The following is a 15,949-nucleotide window of genomic DNA, read 5'->3' on the forward strand; positions in this document are numbered from 1 at the left end:
TGATTCGACACCAACTACAGTAGAGAAGATTTGAATGGCTGGCAAGGTCTTTTTTCTTTTAAATAAAATGCAAAGTTATGTACGTTTATGTTTCATAACTCTGCACTTTTATTTTGCACTACACAATACAAATTATCATGCAGGAAGAAAGGAATGCTTTTTATCCTACATATTAAACGCTGCTGTTACAATTAGATATCAATTAAGAAAATAAAAAATGTTCGTTTATGGAACCATGCAAATATAAATAAAGGAAGACTCAAAAGAAACAAACCTAATCCTGTTGGAAAGCGATAATCATAATGCAGGATAAGGGCAATACTTAATAAAGTTATTAACCCATATATGTTGTTCATTTTTTTGGAAATTCGAAAAATCAATGTATTTTTATAATTTCAAGCTTTTAAAATAGGGGTCACTTTATCAATAGCTTCTTGTAATTTTTGACTATTTAACTTATACATTTGTTTGGCCTCCTTTGATTCAGTTCCAAGAGCAAACAACTCTAAGTCAGCTTGGCATTTTTTTAGAGTTGAAAGAATTAAAGGTCTTTCTTGGGGGGACGCAACTTGCAACTTATCATCGAAAAGGTCAACCGTTAACTCTCCAAAAGAATTAATTTGTCCAAGAAATACATTTTCAACCGTAACCCCTAATTTATCTAACTCTGTATGTAACCATGCGCGACTTCTTCCAATTGTAGCTAGTGGTTCATCCATGATCACACCATCCATAATGACAGTTTGAGGCTCTTTGACGGAAGGGACTGATAAGTTTAAGGCTTTTGCTGTTAAAGGTTGGTTCTCCTTTTTTAACATAACGGATAAATCTCCTGTTGCCTCTAATACAGCGAATTCGACATCAGCTACCTGATAGACATCCTTCTTACGAAGTAATGCTAATAATTCATCTATCGTGTATCTTTCTTTTTTTAAATTATCTTCCATGATTTTTCCATCTTTGATAAATACAGTTGCTTTCCCTTCTATAAAATTACGAAAACCTTTGCTTTTTAAGGAAATTAAACCAGCGAAAAAGGGGATAGCAGCAAAGATGACTATTCCAATGACTCCGTGAAAAATATTCCGTTCAAGTCCCATAGCTACTTCTGCTCCAATACTTCCAATTGACATACCGGTGACATATTCAAAGAAAGATAGTTCAGAAATTTGCTTTTTCCCTAACCACTTTGTAATGAAAAATAAAACAACAACAAAGAATGCTGACCGTAAAGCTATATCTAACCATTCAGGCACTGCTTGATACCCCCTGTAAATATAGTTTTTCTAGAAACCTTTGTACTGAAGTTCCTCTCCTTCTAGTTCTCCTACTCTTTTTTTTAAATCTTTTGTTACTTCGTGTACTACCATCATAGCCTCATGCAAAGTTCGCTTCGATTCATCATCAAGAGTCCGTAATGCTAAACTTGAGAGACTTGCTTCTACCCCTTTTAGACTGGCAAAACACTGTTTAACATCTGATCCTACTGTCATCCTAATTCTCCTTATCCTTTTGGCTTAAAAATTAAAGCTCCTATCATGCCGAAAACAATGGAAGCTGAAATACCAGAACTAGTTACTTCAAACATTCCTGTCAGTACACCAACTAACCCATGTTTTTCTGCTTCCTGCATCGCACCATGAACAAGCGAATTCCCAAAACTTGTAATCGGAACGGTAGCCCCTGCCCCAGCAAAATCAATCAAAGGCTCGTATAGTCCAAATCCATCTAAAAGCGCCCCAATCACTACAAGAGCACTTAAGGTATGACCTGGTGTCAATTTAAATACATCAAACATAATTTGCCCAATGATACAAATTAAACCGCCTACGACAAAAGCCCAAAAATAGATCATGTTAATTGTTCACCTCCGTATTCAATTGACACTGCATGGGCGATACAAGGAATTGTTTCATTTTGCTGAAAGGACAACGGTGAAAGCAAAGCACCTGTTGCCACAACTAACATTCGTTTAAATTCACCTTTTTTCATGCGGTTTAATAAATGCCCATAAACTACCGTTGCTGAACAGCCTGCACCGCTTGCCCCTGCAAGAACGGGTTGTCCTTCCCGATAAATCATAAGGCCACAATCTTGGTATTGTTCTTCACTAATAGGAGTTCCATGCTTTTTAAATAGATCCATGGACACTTCCTGTCCGATTTGGCCAAGGTCACCGGTTACAATTAAATCGTAATAAGATGGCTCAACATTTCGTTCCTTTAAATGGGCTTCAATGGTATCAACCGCAGCTGGCGCCATAGCTCCTCCCATGTTAAATGGATCTGTCAATCCCATATCGATTACACGACCAATTGTGGCAGATGTGACATGAGGTCCTTCCCCAGAATCACTTAATAGGGCTGCACCTGCACCAGTAACCGTCCATTGTGCCGTAGGTGGCTTTTGTCCACCATACTCAGTTGGATACCGAAATTGTTTTTCAACAGCTGTATCATGACTGGAAGCTCCTGTTAACAAATATTTCGCTCCTTTTGTATTTACAATATAAGCACCTAGAGCCAGTCCTTCCATCGAGGTAGAGCAAGCACCGAATAAGCCAAAATAAGGCGCTCCAATCGTTCTGCTAGCGAAACTTGTTGGGGTGATTTGATTGATTAAGTCCCCAGCTAGGATAAATTGAACTTGATCTTTTTGTATGCCCCCTTTTTCCATGGCTTTTTGGCAAGCCTCTTCAAAAAGGATTTTATGTGCTTTCTCATAGGAATCCTGCCCAAGCCATAAATCAGCATGAAGAGTATCGAAATCATCTGGGATAGCACCATTGGCTTCAAATGGTCCACCAACGGTTCCAGTGGAGATAATGACAGGCTTTTGTTCGAAGATCCATGTACGATGACCTGCTAGCATTATAAACCACCCCACTGGATTAAAGTGGTTTTAATTAAGGCAATGACAAAAGCAGAAAAAACACCAAATAAAATAACCGCCCCCGCTAATTTAAACATGTTGCCACCTACGCCCAGTACAAATCCTTCGGTTCGATGCTCAATGGCAGGCGATATAACCGCATTGCCAAAACCTGTTACAGGTACAGCTGTTCCAGCCCCACCAAATTGGGCCATTCGATCATATACGCCAAAACCAGTAAGAAGCATTGTAATAAAAATTAACGTACCCACCGTCGGATTTCCGGCCGTTTGCTCAGTAAAATCGAAATAATAAATGTAAAAGTCTGAAATAAGCTGACCAATCAAACAAATAAGTCCACCGGTTAAAAAGGCCTTAATGCAATTTTTAACAACCGGTCTTTTGATCTCTCGTTGTTTTTGCAATTTTTGATATTCCTGTTGCACAGGAGTAAGTTGTTTCTTTTGATTGTTAGACATAACTCGATCCTTCCTCTTTAGGTTTGTTCCTTCATAAGACTTTTCAGTTTGTTCAAATCATTTTTTAAGTTCTTCTTATTCATATCGTTTTTTTTCAGTCTTTGCTCGACCTTTTCAAGCTCCCAGAATATTTTTTTATCAGTCGAAACAAAAACTTTATAGTCCGGATATTTTTTTTCTAAGTCGGATTTTACTGACTTCTCGATACTCTTTAATCGAAATCGATCAAAATTCTCAACTTTAATCGCTGCCATAAGCTCTTTATCAGTATTCACAGCTTTTACGTCTGTAATATCTTCCTTGGCAATTATCTTTTCTTTCGCATGATTGGCAACGGATTGATCAATTGGCTTACTTGTATGTACTTGTGAAATACCAAAAGTACTATTACCTTGAATAAATTCATTTTGATTACCATTACATCCTGATGCGAAACCAATGACCATTATAATAAAAAGTAGGTTTTTCAATGTGGTTATTTTATCTTTCAAAAAAATCACCTCCATGTTTTTCCATTATTTGAACAGCTGAAAAAAGGTTGGTTAAGAGGCCAACCTTTTTTCGCCTTACTATTACTGTTGTTTGTATTGAGGTTCTTCTTGTTCGATTTGTTGAACACGTGGTTCAATGCTGTCTACAACGGATTGGGTTTGCTTAGCAGCATCTTGGTAAAGCTGCTTCGCTTGTTCATTATCTGTACTAAGAGCAAATGTTTCAAAGCTAGCTTGAGCGCTTTTTAATCCCGCTAGAGCTGTCTTAACGTCATTAATAACTGTCATGACTTTCACCTCCTATATTTTTCTTTGAAACCTTTCTTAGAATGTTTCAAGATAGAAATGTTTATTCATACAAAGTTTTTAAAATTTAAATTATACTTCTTATCTTTTAGGAAAAAATACTCTTGGCAGGAAAAAATTAAGGAAGGGAGAATAGGATAAATTGGACAGTTGAACTTTTATAAAAGCTGATGAAAGTACAATTGTTTTACCATTCGAGGGGAATTTTCTTTTCGAGAAGTAAGACTGGTATGCTTTTTTATTTAGAAATGAGTATTGATGCAGTTTGTATTTTTCATTAAATAATAAAAAAGAGGTAGACGGAGTATGGATAAGGACTATCTTGAAACGATTTCAGGACCAAAACCACGAGCAAGGTCTAAGCAATTTAATAGAAATATAAATCAGTATTTTTCCCATCCTATCATACATAAGGAAATTAATGGTGATAAAATATATGTTGCCTTGGATCTAGACAGAATCTGGAATAGGATCAATTAATATTTAGTTAAGCGACAAATACTCCCCACCTGCGTATAGGTGGGGAGTATTTAATGCCTATAGTGAAACCAAAGGGATGATATGTCCAAAGGTGGCTGGTTCTTTAACACTAGTCTAAAATACCTGCATATTTTTGACCACTATGTGGCAATCTACCCAAGTGATTACAACATTGTTAACAAGGAGGAAACATCATGCAACAACCGCAGACGGGTATGGTTAATCAACAAGCACAAGCTTTCATGACGCAGCCGCCTGAAATAATGTCAACAAAGGATCATCTCTATTTAAACGATATGTTAAGCTGGAATCTACTTGCGATGAAGAAAATGCATTTTTTCGCTCAACAATGTCAAAATCCAGAAGTAAGAGCAGCACTTGAACAAGCTGGACAAATGCACAACCGACACTATCAACAGCTGCTTCAACAGATGCAACAGTATGTAACTCAACCTTCACAAAATATGAATCAATAAGGAGGATACGATAGTGGAAAATAATACTCCAAACAAAATTAAGAATCCTGAAACACCAGTTCCCAAGACGCCGCAAATGAACGATAGAGATTTTCTAAACGATGCCTTAACTACGGAAAAATATATATCTTCCTCATATTCGACTGCATTAAAAGAAGCAAGCCATGGGTCGTTGTATCGTACAATTGCGTCTATTTCCCAAGAAACAGAAGACTGTCACCGCAATCTATATAACTTAATGTTTAAAAACGGATGGTATGCTTTGGAAAAAGAAACTCCACAAACTATTCAACAATCGGTTCAACAATTTTCTAACTACATGCAAAGTCAAGATCCTTATAGAGGCAATTTAATACAATAAAGAACACTTGTTAAAGGAAAGTAAACTCAGGGTAAAACAACAATAATTATGCAAGACAAAGAGGCTGGGACATAACTAGCCACACAGAAAGAAAAAAGAGTTCCGATCATCGGTTTTTGATGGCCGGAACCTTTTTTTGTTGGCTTTTGCTCTTTCAGATCGCCTTAGGTGCTCATAGCGGTGAACTTTCTCAAGTTTACCGCCATAAGCGCAAATCCCAATTCATTGTTCACCTTCTTTTTCCCCCTTACGGAGAAACGGGTGAAACGCAAATTAGCCTTCAGGAATCCGAAGACTGGCTCCACGTCGATTTTACGTTTTCCGTAGATCTCCCCAGTTTTCTCTTCTGAAAGCTGCTGTCTGATATATTCTTTTTGCTGTTCCCATTTTACATTGTATCTGACCTGCCGGTTATGCCCTTCTTTGGCTTTGGTACACTGAGAACGCAGCGGGCAATCTGAACAGTCCTCACACTCATAGACTTTAAACGTCCGGGTGAAACCATACCGGTCTGTCCGATTGGATAGGTACCGGAACGTCAACTTCCGGCCATATGGACAGGTGAAAGTGTCGCTTTCCCTGTCGTATTCCCAGTTGGCGGAATGGAAGGGGTTGTCCTTAAATTTCTTTTTCTTCTCTTTTCGGTATGTATTATAGGTAATGAGCGGAATGCGATTTCGGTTAGTGACCACGTCTTCGTAATTTTGCTCGCTGCCATAGCCTGCATCTGCAACGATGTAGGATGGCAGGTCAAAAAAGCCTTCTTCGATCTTGTTCAAAAAAGGAATGAGGGTGCGTGTATCCGTCGGGTTTGGGAAAACATCATAAGCGAGCACATATTGTCCCTCGGTCCCAACCTGCACATTGTAGCCCGCCTTTAGCTGACCGTTTTTCATGTAATCATCTTTCATGCGCATGAAAGTGGCATCGTGGTCAGTTTTCGAATAGCTATTGCGATCCCCGAAAATTTTCATGTCATTTTTGTATCTCTGCTTTCGCTCCAAAAAGTCCTTAAATTGCTTGCGGTATTGTTTAGGGGCTTTGCGTGTAGAGCGCAAGCGCTTCCGTTCGCCCATATCTTCGCTGGCCTCTATTTTTTTATCATAGTCTTTCACCGTCTCATCGAGCTTTTCGACTACTTCGGCCAATTCCTTGATGGACAGTTCCTCCGGGCTTTCCCGTTCTATTTCGGGAATGATCTCGTGCTCCAGCAATTCCTCATACATTTGATTGGATTTTTCCACAAGGCTGGCACTGTATCTTTCAACAGACTTGCGCCAGACAAACGTAAACTTATTGGCGTTCGCTTCGATTTTGGTGCCATCGATAAAAATCGCCTCTTCATCGATCAGCTTCTCCTGTACAAGCTGGCATCGAAATTGGACAAAGCACTGGCGCAGCAGCTCTTTGACCTCGGGATGGACGCGAAAACGATTAATGGTGCGGTAGCTTGGTTCATACCCTTGGGCCAACCACATCATACGCACACTGTCCCCAAGCAGCCCTTCGATCTTTCTTCCCGAGAAAACAGACTGAGTGTAGGCGCACAGGATAATCTTCATCATCATCCGCGGGTGATAGGCAGGGCAGCCGGTTTCCCGCACAAAAACAGTGAATGCTTCATCTGGAATGCTTTCCACCACATCGTTGACGGCATAGGCAATGTCATTTTCCTGTAGTTTTATTTCCAAATCCAGCGGCAAAACAACCTGATTCATGTTATAATCTTTAAACATAAGGATACCTCCGATTAATTATGGTTGTGGTGACTTTAATTCTATCAGAAGGTATCCTTTTTTACTCGCTAAAACACATAAAGAGTGGCATCTACACCAACTTATGTTGGTGGATGCCACTCTTTTTATTTACTGGGTTTTGTCCCAGCCTCTTCTCTTCTTTAGAACCTTCCTACAAACGTGTTCAAAGTATTAAATTGCTCAAATCCTGCCATATAAATACTAAAATAAGGTTGTGTTAAAAATGAATCAAGAAACTAAAATTGCAAATGAGCTTCAGAAAATGTTGACTGAAAATCAAATCCCTGTTTCCGTCCAGGAAGATATTAATGTGCTCTCTGAAAAATTAGCTAATGGAGAACTTACACTTGGTGAATTAGAAAATAAAGATCAGTTTGTAGTAGAGGTTATTCAAAAAGCAAAAAATAGAATCGGATAAAATAGGGAAACTTTGTAATATTATCATACATAATTGCCTCATTTTTAATTTTATTACTGTATTTCATCAAATTTCTTTTTTAGACTATCTGAATAAAAAAAGAATAAACGTAAAAAATAATTTAGAAATTACAACAATCGAAAGGGCGGTAAAGATGAATCATAAGTGGATGAAACTTTTATCAACAGTTTTTCTTTCAATGTTCTTGTTATTAGGGTGTAATAATGGAGATGACGATAATAATCCACCACCTGAGGATGTAACTCCTGGGACAGAGGAACCAATTGAAGATCCTGAAGACGCAACAGATCCAGATACTATTGATGAAAATAATGTCACCCCTGATACAGAAGAATCAATTGAAGATGCTGAAGACGCAACAGATCCAGATAATATTGATGAAAATAATGACAACACTGATACAGAAGAACCAATTGAAGATCCTAAAGATGTAAATGACGCAGATAATAAAGATGAATAAGTTTATACACCGTTTGTTCTCAAACGGTGTTCTTTATGGTGCGCCCGGCATGGGCTATAACTTGGTGGTGAAAGTCCACTACAGGCTTGGCAGTAGGAACTGTTAGCTAAAGGCAAGGGTGTCCATCGTGAGGTGGAATCTGAAGGAAGCCGGAGGCAAAATCCCGAACTGACGAACAGAAACTGTATAAAAGGCTGAATTGGAATGGATGAGTTTGCCAAACAAAACAAAGTCCGATACTGCACGAGTTCCATACAGTAAATACAGCAGTTACATGGGAGGAAGGTTGTAGTTCTTACCCGGGGAGGTCTTACAAGGGTTCCCGACAAGAGGGATGTAACATCCCACAGGAACAAACTTGTCAGCAATGGCAAGTTGAATTGTAAGAAGTCAGCAGAGGCCATAGTAGTTCCTTCGGAACGAAGGGCCGAACAATAGTAATCTTGGAGGAATACGGAGGTGAAGACAGTGCAAAGACCACAGAAAACATCGAAAGATGGCTATATGCAAAGGGATAAGTTGGAAACTGAAGAGTATGCAAAAGCGTGCAGTACTGTCATCAAAGAAGTAGGAAGCCAAGATGGTATCGATTTAATTGATAAAGTGATTGATGATAACAACCTTCTTATGGCATGGCTGGATGCTCCGGTTAATAAATATTTCGCTCCTTTGGTATTCACGATATAAGCACCTAGGGCCAATCCTTCCATAGACGTAGAGCAGGCACCGAATAAACCAAAATACGGGGCTCCAATTGTTCGACTAGCGAAACTTGTTGGGGTGATCTGATTGATTAGGTCCCCAGCTAGGATAAATTGAACTTGATCCTTTTGGATGCCCCCTTTTTCCATGGCTTTTTGACAGGCCTCTTCAAAAAGGATTTTATGTGCTTTCTCATAGGAATCCTGTCCAAGCCATAAATTAGCATGAAGGAGATCGAAATCTTCTGCGATTGCTCCGTTTGCTTCAAATGGTCCACCAACTGTTCCAGTAGAAAGTATGACGGGTTTTTGTTCGAAGATCCATGTACGATGACCTGCGAGTATCATAAACCACCCCACCTAATTAGAATTGTCTTTACTAATGCAATAACAAACGCAGAAAAAACACCAAATAATATAACAGACCCAGCTAATTTAAACATATTACCTCCGACTCCTAATACAAACCCTTCGGTTCGATGTTCAATAGCAGCTGAAATGACAGCATTGCCAAAACCGGTAACTGGAACTGCTGAACCAGCTCCTCCAAATTGAGCAATTCGGTCATAAACCCCAAAACCGGTAAGAAGCATAGCAATAAAAATTAATGTACCCACAGTTGGATTTCCAGCCGTTTGGTCTGTAAAATCAAAATAATAAATAAAGAAGTCTTGAATAACCTGGCCAATAAGACAAATCAGACCACCTGTTATAAAGGCCTTTATACAATTTTTAAAAACGGGTCTGTCGATTTCTCGATTTTTTTGCAATTTTTGATATTCTTGTTGCACCGGGGTTAGTTGTTTCTTTTGATTATTTGACATAGCTTGCCCCTTTCTCTTTAAGTTTTCTCTTTCATTAGATTTTTAATTTTATTTAAATCTTTTTTTAAGCTCTTCTTATCTGTGTTGCCTTTTTGAAGTTTCTGTTCTAATTGTTCCAATTCCCACATCATTTTTTTATCTGACGAAACAATTATTTCATGGTTTGGGTACATTTTTTCCAAGTCGGATTTTATTGACTTCTCAATTTTCTTTAATCGAAAGCGATCAAAATTATCAACTTTTATTGCTGCAAAAAGCTCTTTTTCTGTATTCACAGCCTTTACATCTGAAATTTCTTCTTTGGCAATAATTTTTTCTTTAGCCCTATTGGCAACTGATTGATCGATGGGTTTAGTCGTATGTACCAGTGAAACACCTAAATCATTGTTATCCTCATCTAACTGATTTTGGTTATCGTTACATCCTGTTCCAAACCCGATCACGGCTAAAATGGAAAGAAAAATTTTTATTTTGGTTATTTTGTCTTTCATGAAACCATCTCCGTTTTTCCCATTATTTAAAGGAATTAAAAAAGGTTGGCCTCCCAACCAACCTTTTTTATCTTACTCATTATTGTTGTTTGTATTGAGGTTCTTCTTGTTCAATTTGTTGAACGCGTGGTTCAATGCTGTTAATAACAGATTGGGTTTGTTTAGCAGCATCTTGGTAAAGTTGCTTTGCCTGTTGATTATCTGTACCAAGAGCAAATGTTTCGAAACTTGCTTGTGCACTTTTTAAGCCTGCTAGAGCTGTCTTAACATCATTTATTACTGTCATGATGAATCCTCCTTGAATTTTTTTTGACCTTTTTAGATTACCTGAATCAGAATTTTCTTCTTTGGCAAATTCTTTTCGGGAATATAGACCTAAAATTACTTTTGGCGAATAGCACGATTTTTTCTGTAGTAACCTCGTTTCCAGATCCCCATCAGTTCTTCTATTTGGTGACGATTATAGGATTGCGATGAATCATCTTTTTGGATAATGTGTCTCATCTCAAATTTTTTTCACCGTTCCCTTTAGTGAACATCATTAAACATAGATGTTGCCTCTGCTTTGCTTTAATTTGGTTAGTAATCCATTTGATTTGCCATGCCATTCCTCCCGTTTATGATTTAGTACAAAAGTATTATTCTTCGAATAAAATGTTTTATTATCAATTCTAAAAAATTTTCCTATCCCCGGTATCAACCTCAGTATTTATTTATAATTCATTATAGGTATACAACGTTTTAATTTCCTTCTGCCTTCATAGTTCTTTTTTTACCGTGTATCTCTTTCATTTTAAATTAGGGATATTAACCCAAGAATAAAAATAGGTAAATGCATATTCTGGATTAAAAATGAAATGAAGGTGCTTTTCATGAATCCAGAACCGCAATATGATTACAATTTATCTCAGGAAAATAATCAGGTTGAAAATTTAGACCAAAGGATTTGGGGTATAAGGCCATTTTTCTTTAGGCCCTTTTTTAGGCCATTCCCCTTTAGACCCTTCTTTTGGGGACCTTATTAGGCTAACCCATTTCTAAGCGGATTATTAGGCGGTTTATTAGGTGGACTAATAGTGTTGTTAAGCCCTTAGATTTAAATGATCTAAGGGTTTTTCGTAGCCATTAAAAGGGATACATCAAATTTTTACGGCTACTCCGACTTAAAAAAAATTACCTAACTTCTCACATTTAATGGAGGAAAGTGGTTCCATCTAAAGTATATTCCTCAAATGATTGGGAAATTTAGTAAAGAATGTGAGCGCTGCCCGCGAGCATTGCAATTATTTATGAAAGAGAGGAAATTTATTGTTACAACTGAAGGAGTTATATTCAGATCTTCAAAACCAAACTGAAAAAGCAATAAAGGAAATTGAAAATTCTGATCACCCGATTGCGATTTTGCTTCAAACTATTTGAGAGAGCAACTGGAAATGATTAAAAAAATAATGCAAGAGCTTTCAAATGATGGGGCCGAACTAAAGAACATGTCAGAATTTCTGTCTATTATTTATCATGATAATGAAATAGCCCACCCTACATTTCGAGCATGGAAAAGAGCAGTTGAATGGATGAATCTTCCGTACCTGGAATCAGCAAGAAATTTGGAGCCGTTATTCCAGGAGATAAAGACCAACCTTGAACACTCAGCTGCTGAATTGGAAAGGATTTATGGGGCTAAGCAAACAAAATATATCATTCCATCTTTTTACATATCTGCCCTTCGCTAACAGCATAATCTTTTTTCTCAAAACTACTATCCAAGGAGGAAGTTCAATGTCCTGGGAAACGGAAAGAACCGATATAAATATGTACAGCCAGGGAGATATTGATAAGTGGGTGTACAGTACCTGTAATATATGCTCAATCGGCTGCGGCTGCTATATAGCCGTGAAAGATGAGAAGATAGTCGGAATCAAGGGAAACAGTGCCCACCCCATTAACAGAGGCAGACTTGGCCCCAAAGGGGAAAATCAGTGGTATGCCAATAACAGCCCTGATCGCCTGTTAACTCCCATGATCCGTGATTCTTCCGGAAAGTTGGTTCCTGCAACATGGGATGAGGCGATGAATTTAATGGTAAAAAAAGCGACCGATTCTCTAAAACAGAGAGGGTCAAATAGCGATTCAACCGGACAAGGTCTCTTAGAGGATTACTATACAATCGCAAAGTTCCGCAGGGCCGGCTTGCAAACTCATTTACTAGATGCCAATACTCGGCTTTGTACAGCTACCACCGAATTCTGCTTACTACAATCGTTTTGCTAGAATTGGCAATGTGGTACAAAAAGGACTAGTATTTGTTCCCTTTCATTTTGGCAGTTGGGAAAGTTAAGGAATACATTATCCCCAAAAGGCTAAAATAATCGTCCCCCTTGGATATTTTCAGCCCTGAATAATCGAGATCATTGCAATTAATCCCGCCGGTAAAAGCTTCCCTACCGTCGAGAAAGTCCGATTGTTGGAAGACAAATTATTTGAGATGGATGCGACGGGTGATACAAGTGCTAATAAATGGAATGAGCCCAAAACCAATCACAGGGAATAGTGCATTAAACGCTGTGAAGGATAGCGCTGCTTTAAATCCTCCGCATGGCGATGGAGGCCGAACATGAGAAATTGAAGTAATAATAGTTTCCATTCGGATTATCCTTGAACATCCCCATCGGTTCAGTGGTGAACGCTTGAAGAAGCAGAAACCAAAGCGAGATTAAGAAGTATTAATCATGAAAATAACCTGAATGAGATTGTACAGCACGCCTAATCCAGAATGAGGTTGAGGAAGGAAAGTTCATACAAAAAGAGTATTTTACCTTCGAGGAAGTCTACGATATGTGGATGAAGGAACAGGAAAAGAAATTGAAGATTTCCTCCCTTGCAAACAAGCGTTCAAAATTCAATAAGCATATCCTGCCGAATTTCAGGAAGCTATACATCGATCAGATTACGTCCGAACAATGCCAGGCATTCATTGATGAACTCTCTACGAAAATGAAATCTTTTAAAGATTACGGGAACCAGATGGATTTATTATTCCGTTACTCCAAACGGAAAAAAATCATCAAGGAAAATCCAATGGACTATGTAGCCTACCCGTACTATGAGGATGAATATTCGTCAAAGGAGGAAGATACAGGCGTGGAGTTTTGGGAAAAAGAAACCGTTAATACTTTCCTTACTCGGGCTGAACAGGAGCTTTCTTTCCGGGTATTTGCGATGTTCCGGACTTTCTTATATACCGGCATTCGGAAAGGTGAACTGTCCGCGTTGCTTGAAAGTGACTTATGTCAAGATAAAAAGGAACTGTCCATCAATAAAACGCTTGTATGGATCAACGGAGATTATCAGCTGCTTCAACCGAAAACGAAAAACTCATTCCGGAAGATTGGGCTGGATGATGAAACTTTTAATGTATTGGTTAAACTCATTGAATTGAACCGGCGCTTACGTGAGGAACACGGGAATCCAAATATCGAACCTTTCTTGTTTCCAAGACCGTCTGACCTGAAACCGATGCGGAGTGCATACCCGAATGAAACGCTGCATTCAACCTGTAAAAGATTTAAGATAAAAAATATTAAAGTACACGGTTTAAGGCACACACACGCCTCTATGCTGTTTGCAGCTGGTGCAAGGATGAAAGACATTCAGAAACGGTTGGGCCATTCGAGGATTAGTACAACGATGGATATTTACACGCATATTTCGGAAAAAGCAGATGGAGAACTTAGCAAAAAATTGGTGAGTTTTCTAAATAACGAAGATAATGAAAATCAAGACGAGAGGATCTGAAATTTTTTCATGAATAATTCCAGTCAGATTCCAGTCACGGGGCCATATTCAAGCAAAATAAAAGGCCCATTTGGGAACCTCTTGAAAAGTCCAAATGGGCCAAACCCTTGATATATATGGGTTATTAACGCTTTGAGAATTGTGGCGCGCGACGTGCACCTTTAAGACCGTACTTCTTACGCTCTTTCATACGTGGGTCACGTGTTAAGAGACCTGCACGCTTAAGAGGTGCACGGTATTCAGGGTCGGCTTCCAGCAATGCACGGGCAATACCGTGGCGGATTGCTCCTGCTTGGCCTGTATAGCCTCCGCCATTTACGTTAACCAATACGTCATAGTTGCCAAGAGTTTCAGTTGCAGCTAACGGCTGCTTGATTACTTCGCGCAAAGCCGCGAATGGAATATAGTCTTCTGCTTCACGATTATTAATAACGATACGGCCTTCGCCAGGTACTAAACGTACACGGGCTACGGAGCTTTTACGACGGCCTGTACCATAATATTGAACTTGTGCCATTGTGATCCTCCTTTTAAATTACCCGCGAAGTTCGTAGGTTTGCGGTTGTTGTGCTTGGTGCGGATGCTCAGGTCCTGCATATACGTTCAGTTTTCTGAACATTTGACGTCCCAAAGGTCCTTTGGGAAGCATTCCTTTGATTGCAAGCTCAAGCATTTTTTCCGGTCTTTTTGCTCTCATTTCAGCAGCTGTCGTCGCTTTGATGCCGCCGGCATAACCAGAGTGACGGTAGTACATTTTGTCGTTCATTTTGTTGCCAGTCAATTCGATTTTCTCAGCATTTACAATAATCACATGATCGCCAGTATCCACATGAGGCGTATAAGTCGGTTTATGTTTACCGCGCAGCAATGTTGCAACTTCTGTTGCAAGGCGGCCCAATGTTTTGCCTTCAGCGTCAACAACGTACCATTTACGTTCGATGTCACCGGCTTTAGCCATATACGTAGTACGCATTTGTTACCCTCCCAAAATTAAAAAAATCTTACATTCGTCGTATTTATTTTCATCACAATAAGTTTCCGGGGCTTATCGTGGATTTAAAAAAATAATACCATAGGATATTTTATCTTCTTTGGCAAGTGAAGTCAAGAAATATTTGAACACCAGGTGTAGTTGTTTAAGAAAAAGTATTGATGATGGGTATACAATCCTTATTCATCCGGTCACTGTCAAGATTCACTTGCAGCCTGCTCCATTTAGTAAACAGCGGTTTACGGTCCGGACTTTGCATTATGGCTCATAAAACACTTCCCACAGGTACAGCCCCTCCGCGGGAGCTGTTTTTCCCGCCAGGGTACGGTCTTTGGCTGCCAGAATGCCAGGCAACATGCCGGCGTCCAGTTTCCCGCTTCCAACGTCCAGCAGGGTTCCTGTGATAATACGAACCATGTTGTATAAAAAGCCGTTGCCGACAAAGCTTAAGACTACGTCCCCGCTTCTTTCTTCAATCGTAAGCTCCAACAGGGACCTTACCTTGTTGTCTGTTTCAGTTTTCGCGGAGCAAAAGCTGGTAAAGTCATGGGTGCCTATCAAAAAGGCCGCTGCATCCCTCATCGCTTCTATATTCAATGCATCTCGTACATGGGCGGAATAATGCCGTTTAAACGGATCTCTTACTGCATCGGCGTACAGGAAATATTTATATTGCTTCCTGACAGCATCAAACCTGGCATGAAATTCAGATCCCACTGCCTTTACTGTAGAAAACGAAATATCATCCGGCAATAGACTGTTCATTGCCTTTACCCACTGATCCCCTGTAAGCATCAGTGGTGAGTCAAAGTGAAGGACCTGGCCGCGGGCATGGACACCGCTGTCTGTACGGCCGGACGCCGTTACACCCACCTCTTGGCCTTTATGCAGTTTACGCAGCACCTGTTCAATTTCTCCTTGGACAGTCCGGCCTTTTGGCTGGATCTGAAAGCCGGAAAAGCCGGAACCATCATAAGCACAAGTCGCTTTATAACGCTGCATGTTTCTTCACCTCACCTTTGTCATGAAC

At 39.4% G+C, this 15,949-nt stretch carries 21 protein-coding genes and 1 pseudogene; 7 read left to right on the top strand and 15 right to left on the bottom strand.

Translation table 11 applies throughout. From position 1 onward, the window contains the following. Positions 1–395: 395 nt before the first annotated feature. From ACFSCZ_RS15140 to ACFSCZ_RS15170, 7 genes are all read right to left on the bottom strand, one after another. The gene (locus ACFSCZ_RS15140; protein ID WP_380774959.1) at positions 396–1,256 is read right to left on the bottom strand and encodes a DUF421 domain-containing protein; all 861 of its coding nucleotides are present in this window, start codon (positions 1,254–1,256) and stop codon (positions 396–398) included. A 30-nt stretch (positions 1,257–1,286) separates the two neighbouring features. Next, positions 1,287–1,493, bottom strand: a complete 207-nt coding sequence (locus ACFSCZ_RS15145; protein ID WP_009336483.1) for a DUF1657 domain-containing protein — start codon at positions 1,491–1,493, stop codon at positions 1,287–1,289. 11 nt (positions 1,494–1,504) lie between these two features. Continuing rightward, positions 1,505–1,855: a stage V sporulation protein AE gene (spoVAE, locus tag ACFSCZ_RS15150; protein ID WP_009336484.1), complete on the bottom strand. Its 351-nt coding sequence runs from the start codon at positions 1,853–1,855 to the stop codon at positions 1,505–1,507. After that, positions 1,852–2,871, bottom strand: coding sequence for a stage V sporulation protein AD (gene spoVAD, locus ACFSCZ_RS15155; protein WP_061794311.1), 1,020 nt, complete (start codon positions 2,869–2,871; stop codon positions 1,852–1,854). Before spoVAD ends, spoVAE begins: the two co-directional genes overlap by 4 nt. After that, positions 2,871–3,350: a stage V sporulation protein AC gene (gene spoVAC, locus ACFSCZ_RS15160; RefSeq protein ID WP_009336486.1), complete on the bottom strand. Its 480-nt coding sequence runs from the start codon at positions 3,348–3,350 to the stop codon at positions 2,871–2,873. Before spoVAC (ACFSCZ_RS15160) ends, spoVAD begins: the two co-directional genes overlap by 1 nt. A 17-nt stretch (positions 3,351–3,367) precedes the next feature. After that, entirely contained in the window at positions 3,368–3,841 is a 474-nt protein-coding gene (locus ACFSCZ_RS15165; RefSeq protein WP_009336487.1) for a YhcN/YlaJ family sporulation lipoprotein, read from the bottom strand. An 81-nt stretch (positions 3,842–3,922) separates the two neighbouring features. Beyond that, complete coding sequence (locus tag ACFSCZ_RS15170) at positions 3,923–4,129, bottom strand: DUF1657 domain-containing protein (protein WP_150917557.1); 207 nt, start codon at positions 4,127–4,129, stop codon at positions 3,923–3,925. A 692-nt stretch (positions 4,130–4,821) separates the two neighbouring features. Here ACFSCZ_RS15170 and ACFSCZ_RS15175 point away from each other — a divergent pair. Both ACFSCZ_RS15175 and ACFSCZ_RS15180 read left to right on the top strand, forming a co-directional pair. Beyond that, entirely contained in the window at positions 4,822–5,103 is a 282-nt protein-coding gene (locus ACFSCZ_RS15175) for a hypothetical protein (protein WP_380774964.1), read from the top strand. Positions 5,104–5,116: 13 nt separating this feature from the next. Next, positions 5,117–5,464 (top strand): spore coat protein, encoded by a 348-nt coding sequence (locus tag ACFSCZ_RS15180; protein WP_041903726.1) that lies wholly within the window; start codon positions 5,117–5,119, stop codon positions 5,462–5,464. A 164-nt stretch (positions 5,465–5,628) separates the two neighbouring features. Here ACFSCZ_RS15180 and ACFSCZ_RS15185 read toward each other — a convergent pair whose 3' ends face one another. Then, complete coding sequence (locus ACFSCZ_RS15185; protein ID WP_380774966.1) at positions 5,629–7,200, bottom strand: IS1182 family transposase; 1,572 nt, start codon at positions 7,198–7,200, stop codon at positions 5,629–5,631. A 244-nt stretch (positions 7,201–7,444) separates the two neighbouring features. Here ACFSCZ_RS15185 and ACFSCZ_RS15190 point away from each other — a divergent pair, with 244 nt between their 5' ends. Together ACFSCZ_RS15190 and ACFSCZ_RS15195 are read left to right on the top strand one after the other, a co-directional pair. Then, positions 7,445–7,639: a hypothetical protein gene (locus tag ACFSCZ_RS15190; RefSeq protein ID WP_041844978.1), complete on the top strand. Its 195-nt coding sequence runs from the start codon at positions 7,445–7,447 to the stop codon at positions 7,637–7,639. Between the two features lie 154 nt (positions 7,640–7,793). Further along, the gene (locus ACFSCZ_RS15195) at positions 7,794–8,120 is read left to right on the top strand and encodes a hypothetical protein (RefSeq protein WP_041902469.1); all 327 of its coding nucleotides are present in this window, start codon (positions 7,794–7,796) and stop codon (positions 8,118–8,120) included. 632 nt (positions 8,121–8,752) lie between these two features. Here the strand turns inward: ACFSCZ_RS15195 and ACFSCZ_RS15200 are convergent. The 4 genes and pseudogenes from ACFSCZ_RS15200 to ACFSCZ_RS15215 form a co-directional block, all read right to left on the bottom strand. Then, a pseudogene (locus tag ACFSCZ_RS15200) lies at positions 8,753–9,166 on the bottom strand (beta-ketoacyl-[acyl-carrier-protein] synthase family protein); the annotation flags it as partial. Then, complete coding sequence (spoVAC, locus tag ACFSCZ_RS15205) at positions 9,166–9,645, bottom strand: stage V sporulation protein AC (RefSeq protein ID WP_041844976.1); 480 nt, start codon at positions 9,643–9,645, stop codon at positions 9,166–9,168. The gene spoVAC (ACFSCZ_RS15205) and the pseudogene ACFSCZ_RS15200, both read right to left, overlap by 1 nt. Positions 9,646–9,662: 17 nt before the next feature. Beyond that, a complete protein-coding gene (locus tag ACFSCZ_RS15210) occupies positions 9,663–10,136 on the bottom strand; it encodes a YhcN/YlaJ family sporulation lipoprotein (RefSeq protein WP_230131372.1) in 474 nt (157 codons plus the stop codon). A 79-nt stretch (positions 10,137–10,215) separates the two neighbouring features. Further along, on the bottom strand, positions 10,216–10,422 hold the full coding sequence (locus ACFSCZ_RS15215) for a DUF1657 domain-containing protein (RefSeq protein ID WP_041844991.1): 207 nt from the start codon (positions 10,420–10,422) through the stop codon (positions 10,216–10,218). 1,147 nt (positions 10,423–11,569) lie between these two features. On the opposite strand from ACFSCZ_RS15215, the gene ACFSCZ_RS15220 reads away from it, so the two are divergent. The 3 genes from ACFSCZ_RS15220 (at position 11,570) to ACFSCZ_RS15230 (ending at position 13,928) form a co-directional block, all read left to right on the top strand. Next, positions 11,570–11,866, top strand: a complete 297-nt coding sequence (locus ACFSCZ_RS15220; RefSeq protein ID WP_041846741.1) for a hypothetical protein — start codon at positions 11,570–11,572, stop codon at positions 11,864–11,866. Between the two features lie 46 nt (positions 11,867–11,912). Beyond that, the gene (locus tag ACFSCZ_RS15225; protein ID WP_041846742.1) at positions 11,913–12,404 is read left to right on the top strand and encodes a molybdopterin-dependent oxidoreductase; all 492 of its coding nucleotides are present in this window, start codon (positions 11,913–11,915) and stop codon (positions 12,402–12,404) included. A gap of 525 nt (positions 12,405–12,929) precedes the next feature. After that, positions 12,930–13,928: a tyrosine-type recombinase/integrase gene (locus tag ACFSCZ_RS15230; protein WP_380775051.1), complete on the top strand. Its 999-nt coding sequence runs from the start codon at positions 12,930–12,932 to the stop codon at positions 13,926–13,928. Between the two features lie 124 nt (positions 13,929–14,052). On the opposite strand, the gene rpsI is transcribed toward ACFSCZ_RS15230, so the two are convergent. From rpsI to truA, 3 genes are all read right to left on the bottom strand, one after another. Then, positions 14,053–14,445 carry a 30S ribosomal protein S9 gene (gene rpsI, locus ACFSCZ_RS15235; protein WP_380774971.1) on the bottom strand — a complete coding sequence of 131 codons (393 nt, stop codon included), beginning with the start codon at positions 14,443–14,445 and terminating at the stop codon, positions 14,053–14,055. 18 nt (positions 14,446–14,463) lie between these two features. Continuing rightward, positions 14,464–14,901 carry a 50S ribosomal protein L13 gene (gene rplM / locus ACFSCZ_RS15240; protein ID WP_380774973.1) on the bottom strand — a complete coding sequence of 146 codons (438 nt, stop codon included), beginning with the start codon at positions 14,899–14,901 and terminating at the stop codon, positions 14,464–14,466. A 276-nt stretch (positions 14,902–15,177) separates the two neighbouring features. Further along, entirely contained in the window at positions 15,178–15,921 is a 744-nt protein-coding gene (gene truA, locus ACFSCZ_RS15245) for a tRNA pseudouridine(38-40) synthase TruA (protein WP_380774975.1), read from the bottom strand. Positions 15,922–15,949: the final 28 nt, after the last annotated feature.

This window comes from Siminovitchia sediminis (assembly GCF_042680885.1).
Classification (GTDB): domain Bacteria; phylum Bacillota; class Bacilli; order Bacillales; family Bacillaceae_C; genus Siminovitchia; species Siminovitchia sediminis.

Coding starts and splice junctions, on each gene's coding strand:
- ACFSCZ_RS15145 (WP_009336483.1), bottom strand. CDS start 1,493: ATGACAGTAGGATCAGATGTTAAACAGTGTTTTGCCAGTCTAAAAGGG.
- spoVAE (WP_009336484.1), bottom strand. CDS start 1,855: ATGATCTATTTTTGGGCTTTTGTCGTAGGCGGTTTAATTTGTATCATT.
- spoVAD (WP_061794311.1), bottom strand. CDS start 2,871: ATGCTAGCAGGTCATCGTACATGGATCTTCGAACAAAAGCCTGTCATT.
- spoVAC (WP_009336486.1), bottom strand. CDS start 3,350: ATGTCTAACAATCAAAAGAAACAACTTACTCCTGTGCAACAGGAATAT.
- ACFSCZ_RS15170 (WP_150917557.1), bottom strand. CDS start 4,129: ATGACAGTTATTAATGACGTTAAGACAGCTCTAGCGGGATTAAAAAGC.
- ACFSCZ_RS15175 (WP_380774964.1), top strand. CDS start 4,822: ATGCAACAACCGCAGACGGGTATGGTTAATCAACAAGCACAAGCTTTC.
- ACFSCZ_RS15185 (WP_380774966.1), bottom strand. CDS start 7,200: ATGTTTAAAGATTATAACATGAATCAGGTTGTTTTGCCGCTGGATTTG.
- ACFSCZ_RS15190 (WP_041844978.1), top strand. CDS start 7,445: ATGAATCAAGAAACTAAAATTGCAAATGAGCTTCAGAAAATGTTGACT.
- ACFSCZ_RS15195 (WP_041902469.1), top strand. CDS start 7,794: ATGAATCATAAGTGGATGAAACTTTTATCAACAGTTTTTCTTTCAATG.
- spoVAC (WP_041844976.1), bottom strand. CDS start 9,645: ATGTCAAATAATCAAAAGAAACAACTAACCCCGGTGCAACAAGAATAT.
- ACFSCZ_RS15210 (WP_230131372.1), bottom strand. CDS start 10,136: ATGAAAGACAAAATAACCAAAATAAAAATTTTTCTTTCCATTTTAGCC.
- ACFSCZ_RS15215 (WP_041844991.1), bottom strand. CDS start 10,422: ATGACAGTAATAAATGATGTTAAGACAGCTCTAGCAGGCTTAAAAAGT.
- ACFSCZ_RS15220 (WP_041846741.1), top strand. CDS start 11,570: ATGATTAAAAAAATAATGCAAGAGCTTTCAAATGATGGGGCCGAACTA.
- ACFSCZ_RS15225 (WP_041846742.1), top strand. CDS start 11,913: ATGTCCTGGGAAACGGAAAGAACCGATATAAATATGTACAGCCAGGGA.
- rpsI (WP_380774971.1), bottom strand. CDS start 14,445: ATGGCACAAGTTCAATATTATGGTACAGGCCGTCGTAAAAGCTCCGTA.
- rplM (WP_380774973.1), bottom strand. CDS start 14,901: ATGCGTACTACGTATATGGCTAAAGCCGGTGACATCGAACGTAAATGG.
- truA (WP_380774975.1), bottom strand. CDS start 15,921: ATGCAGCGTTATAAAGCGACTTGTGCTTATGATGGTTCCGGCTTTTCC.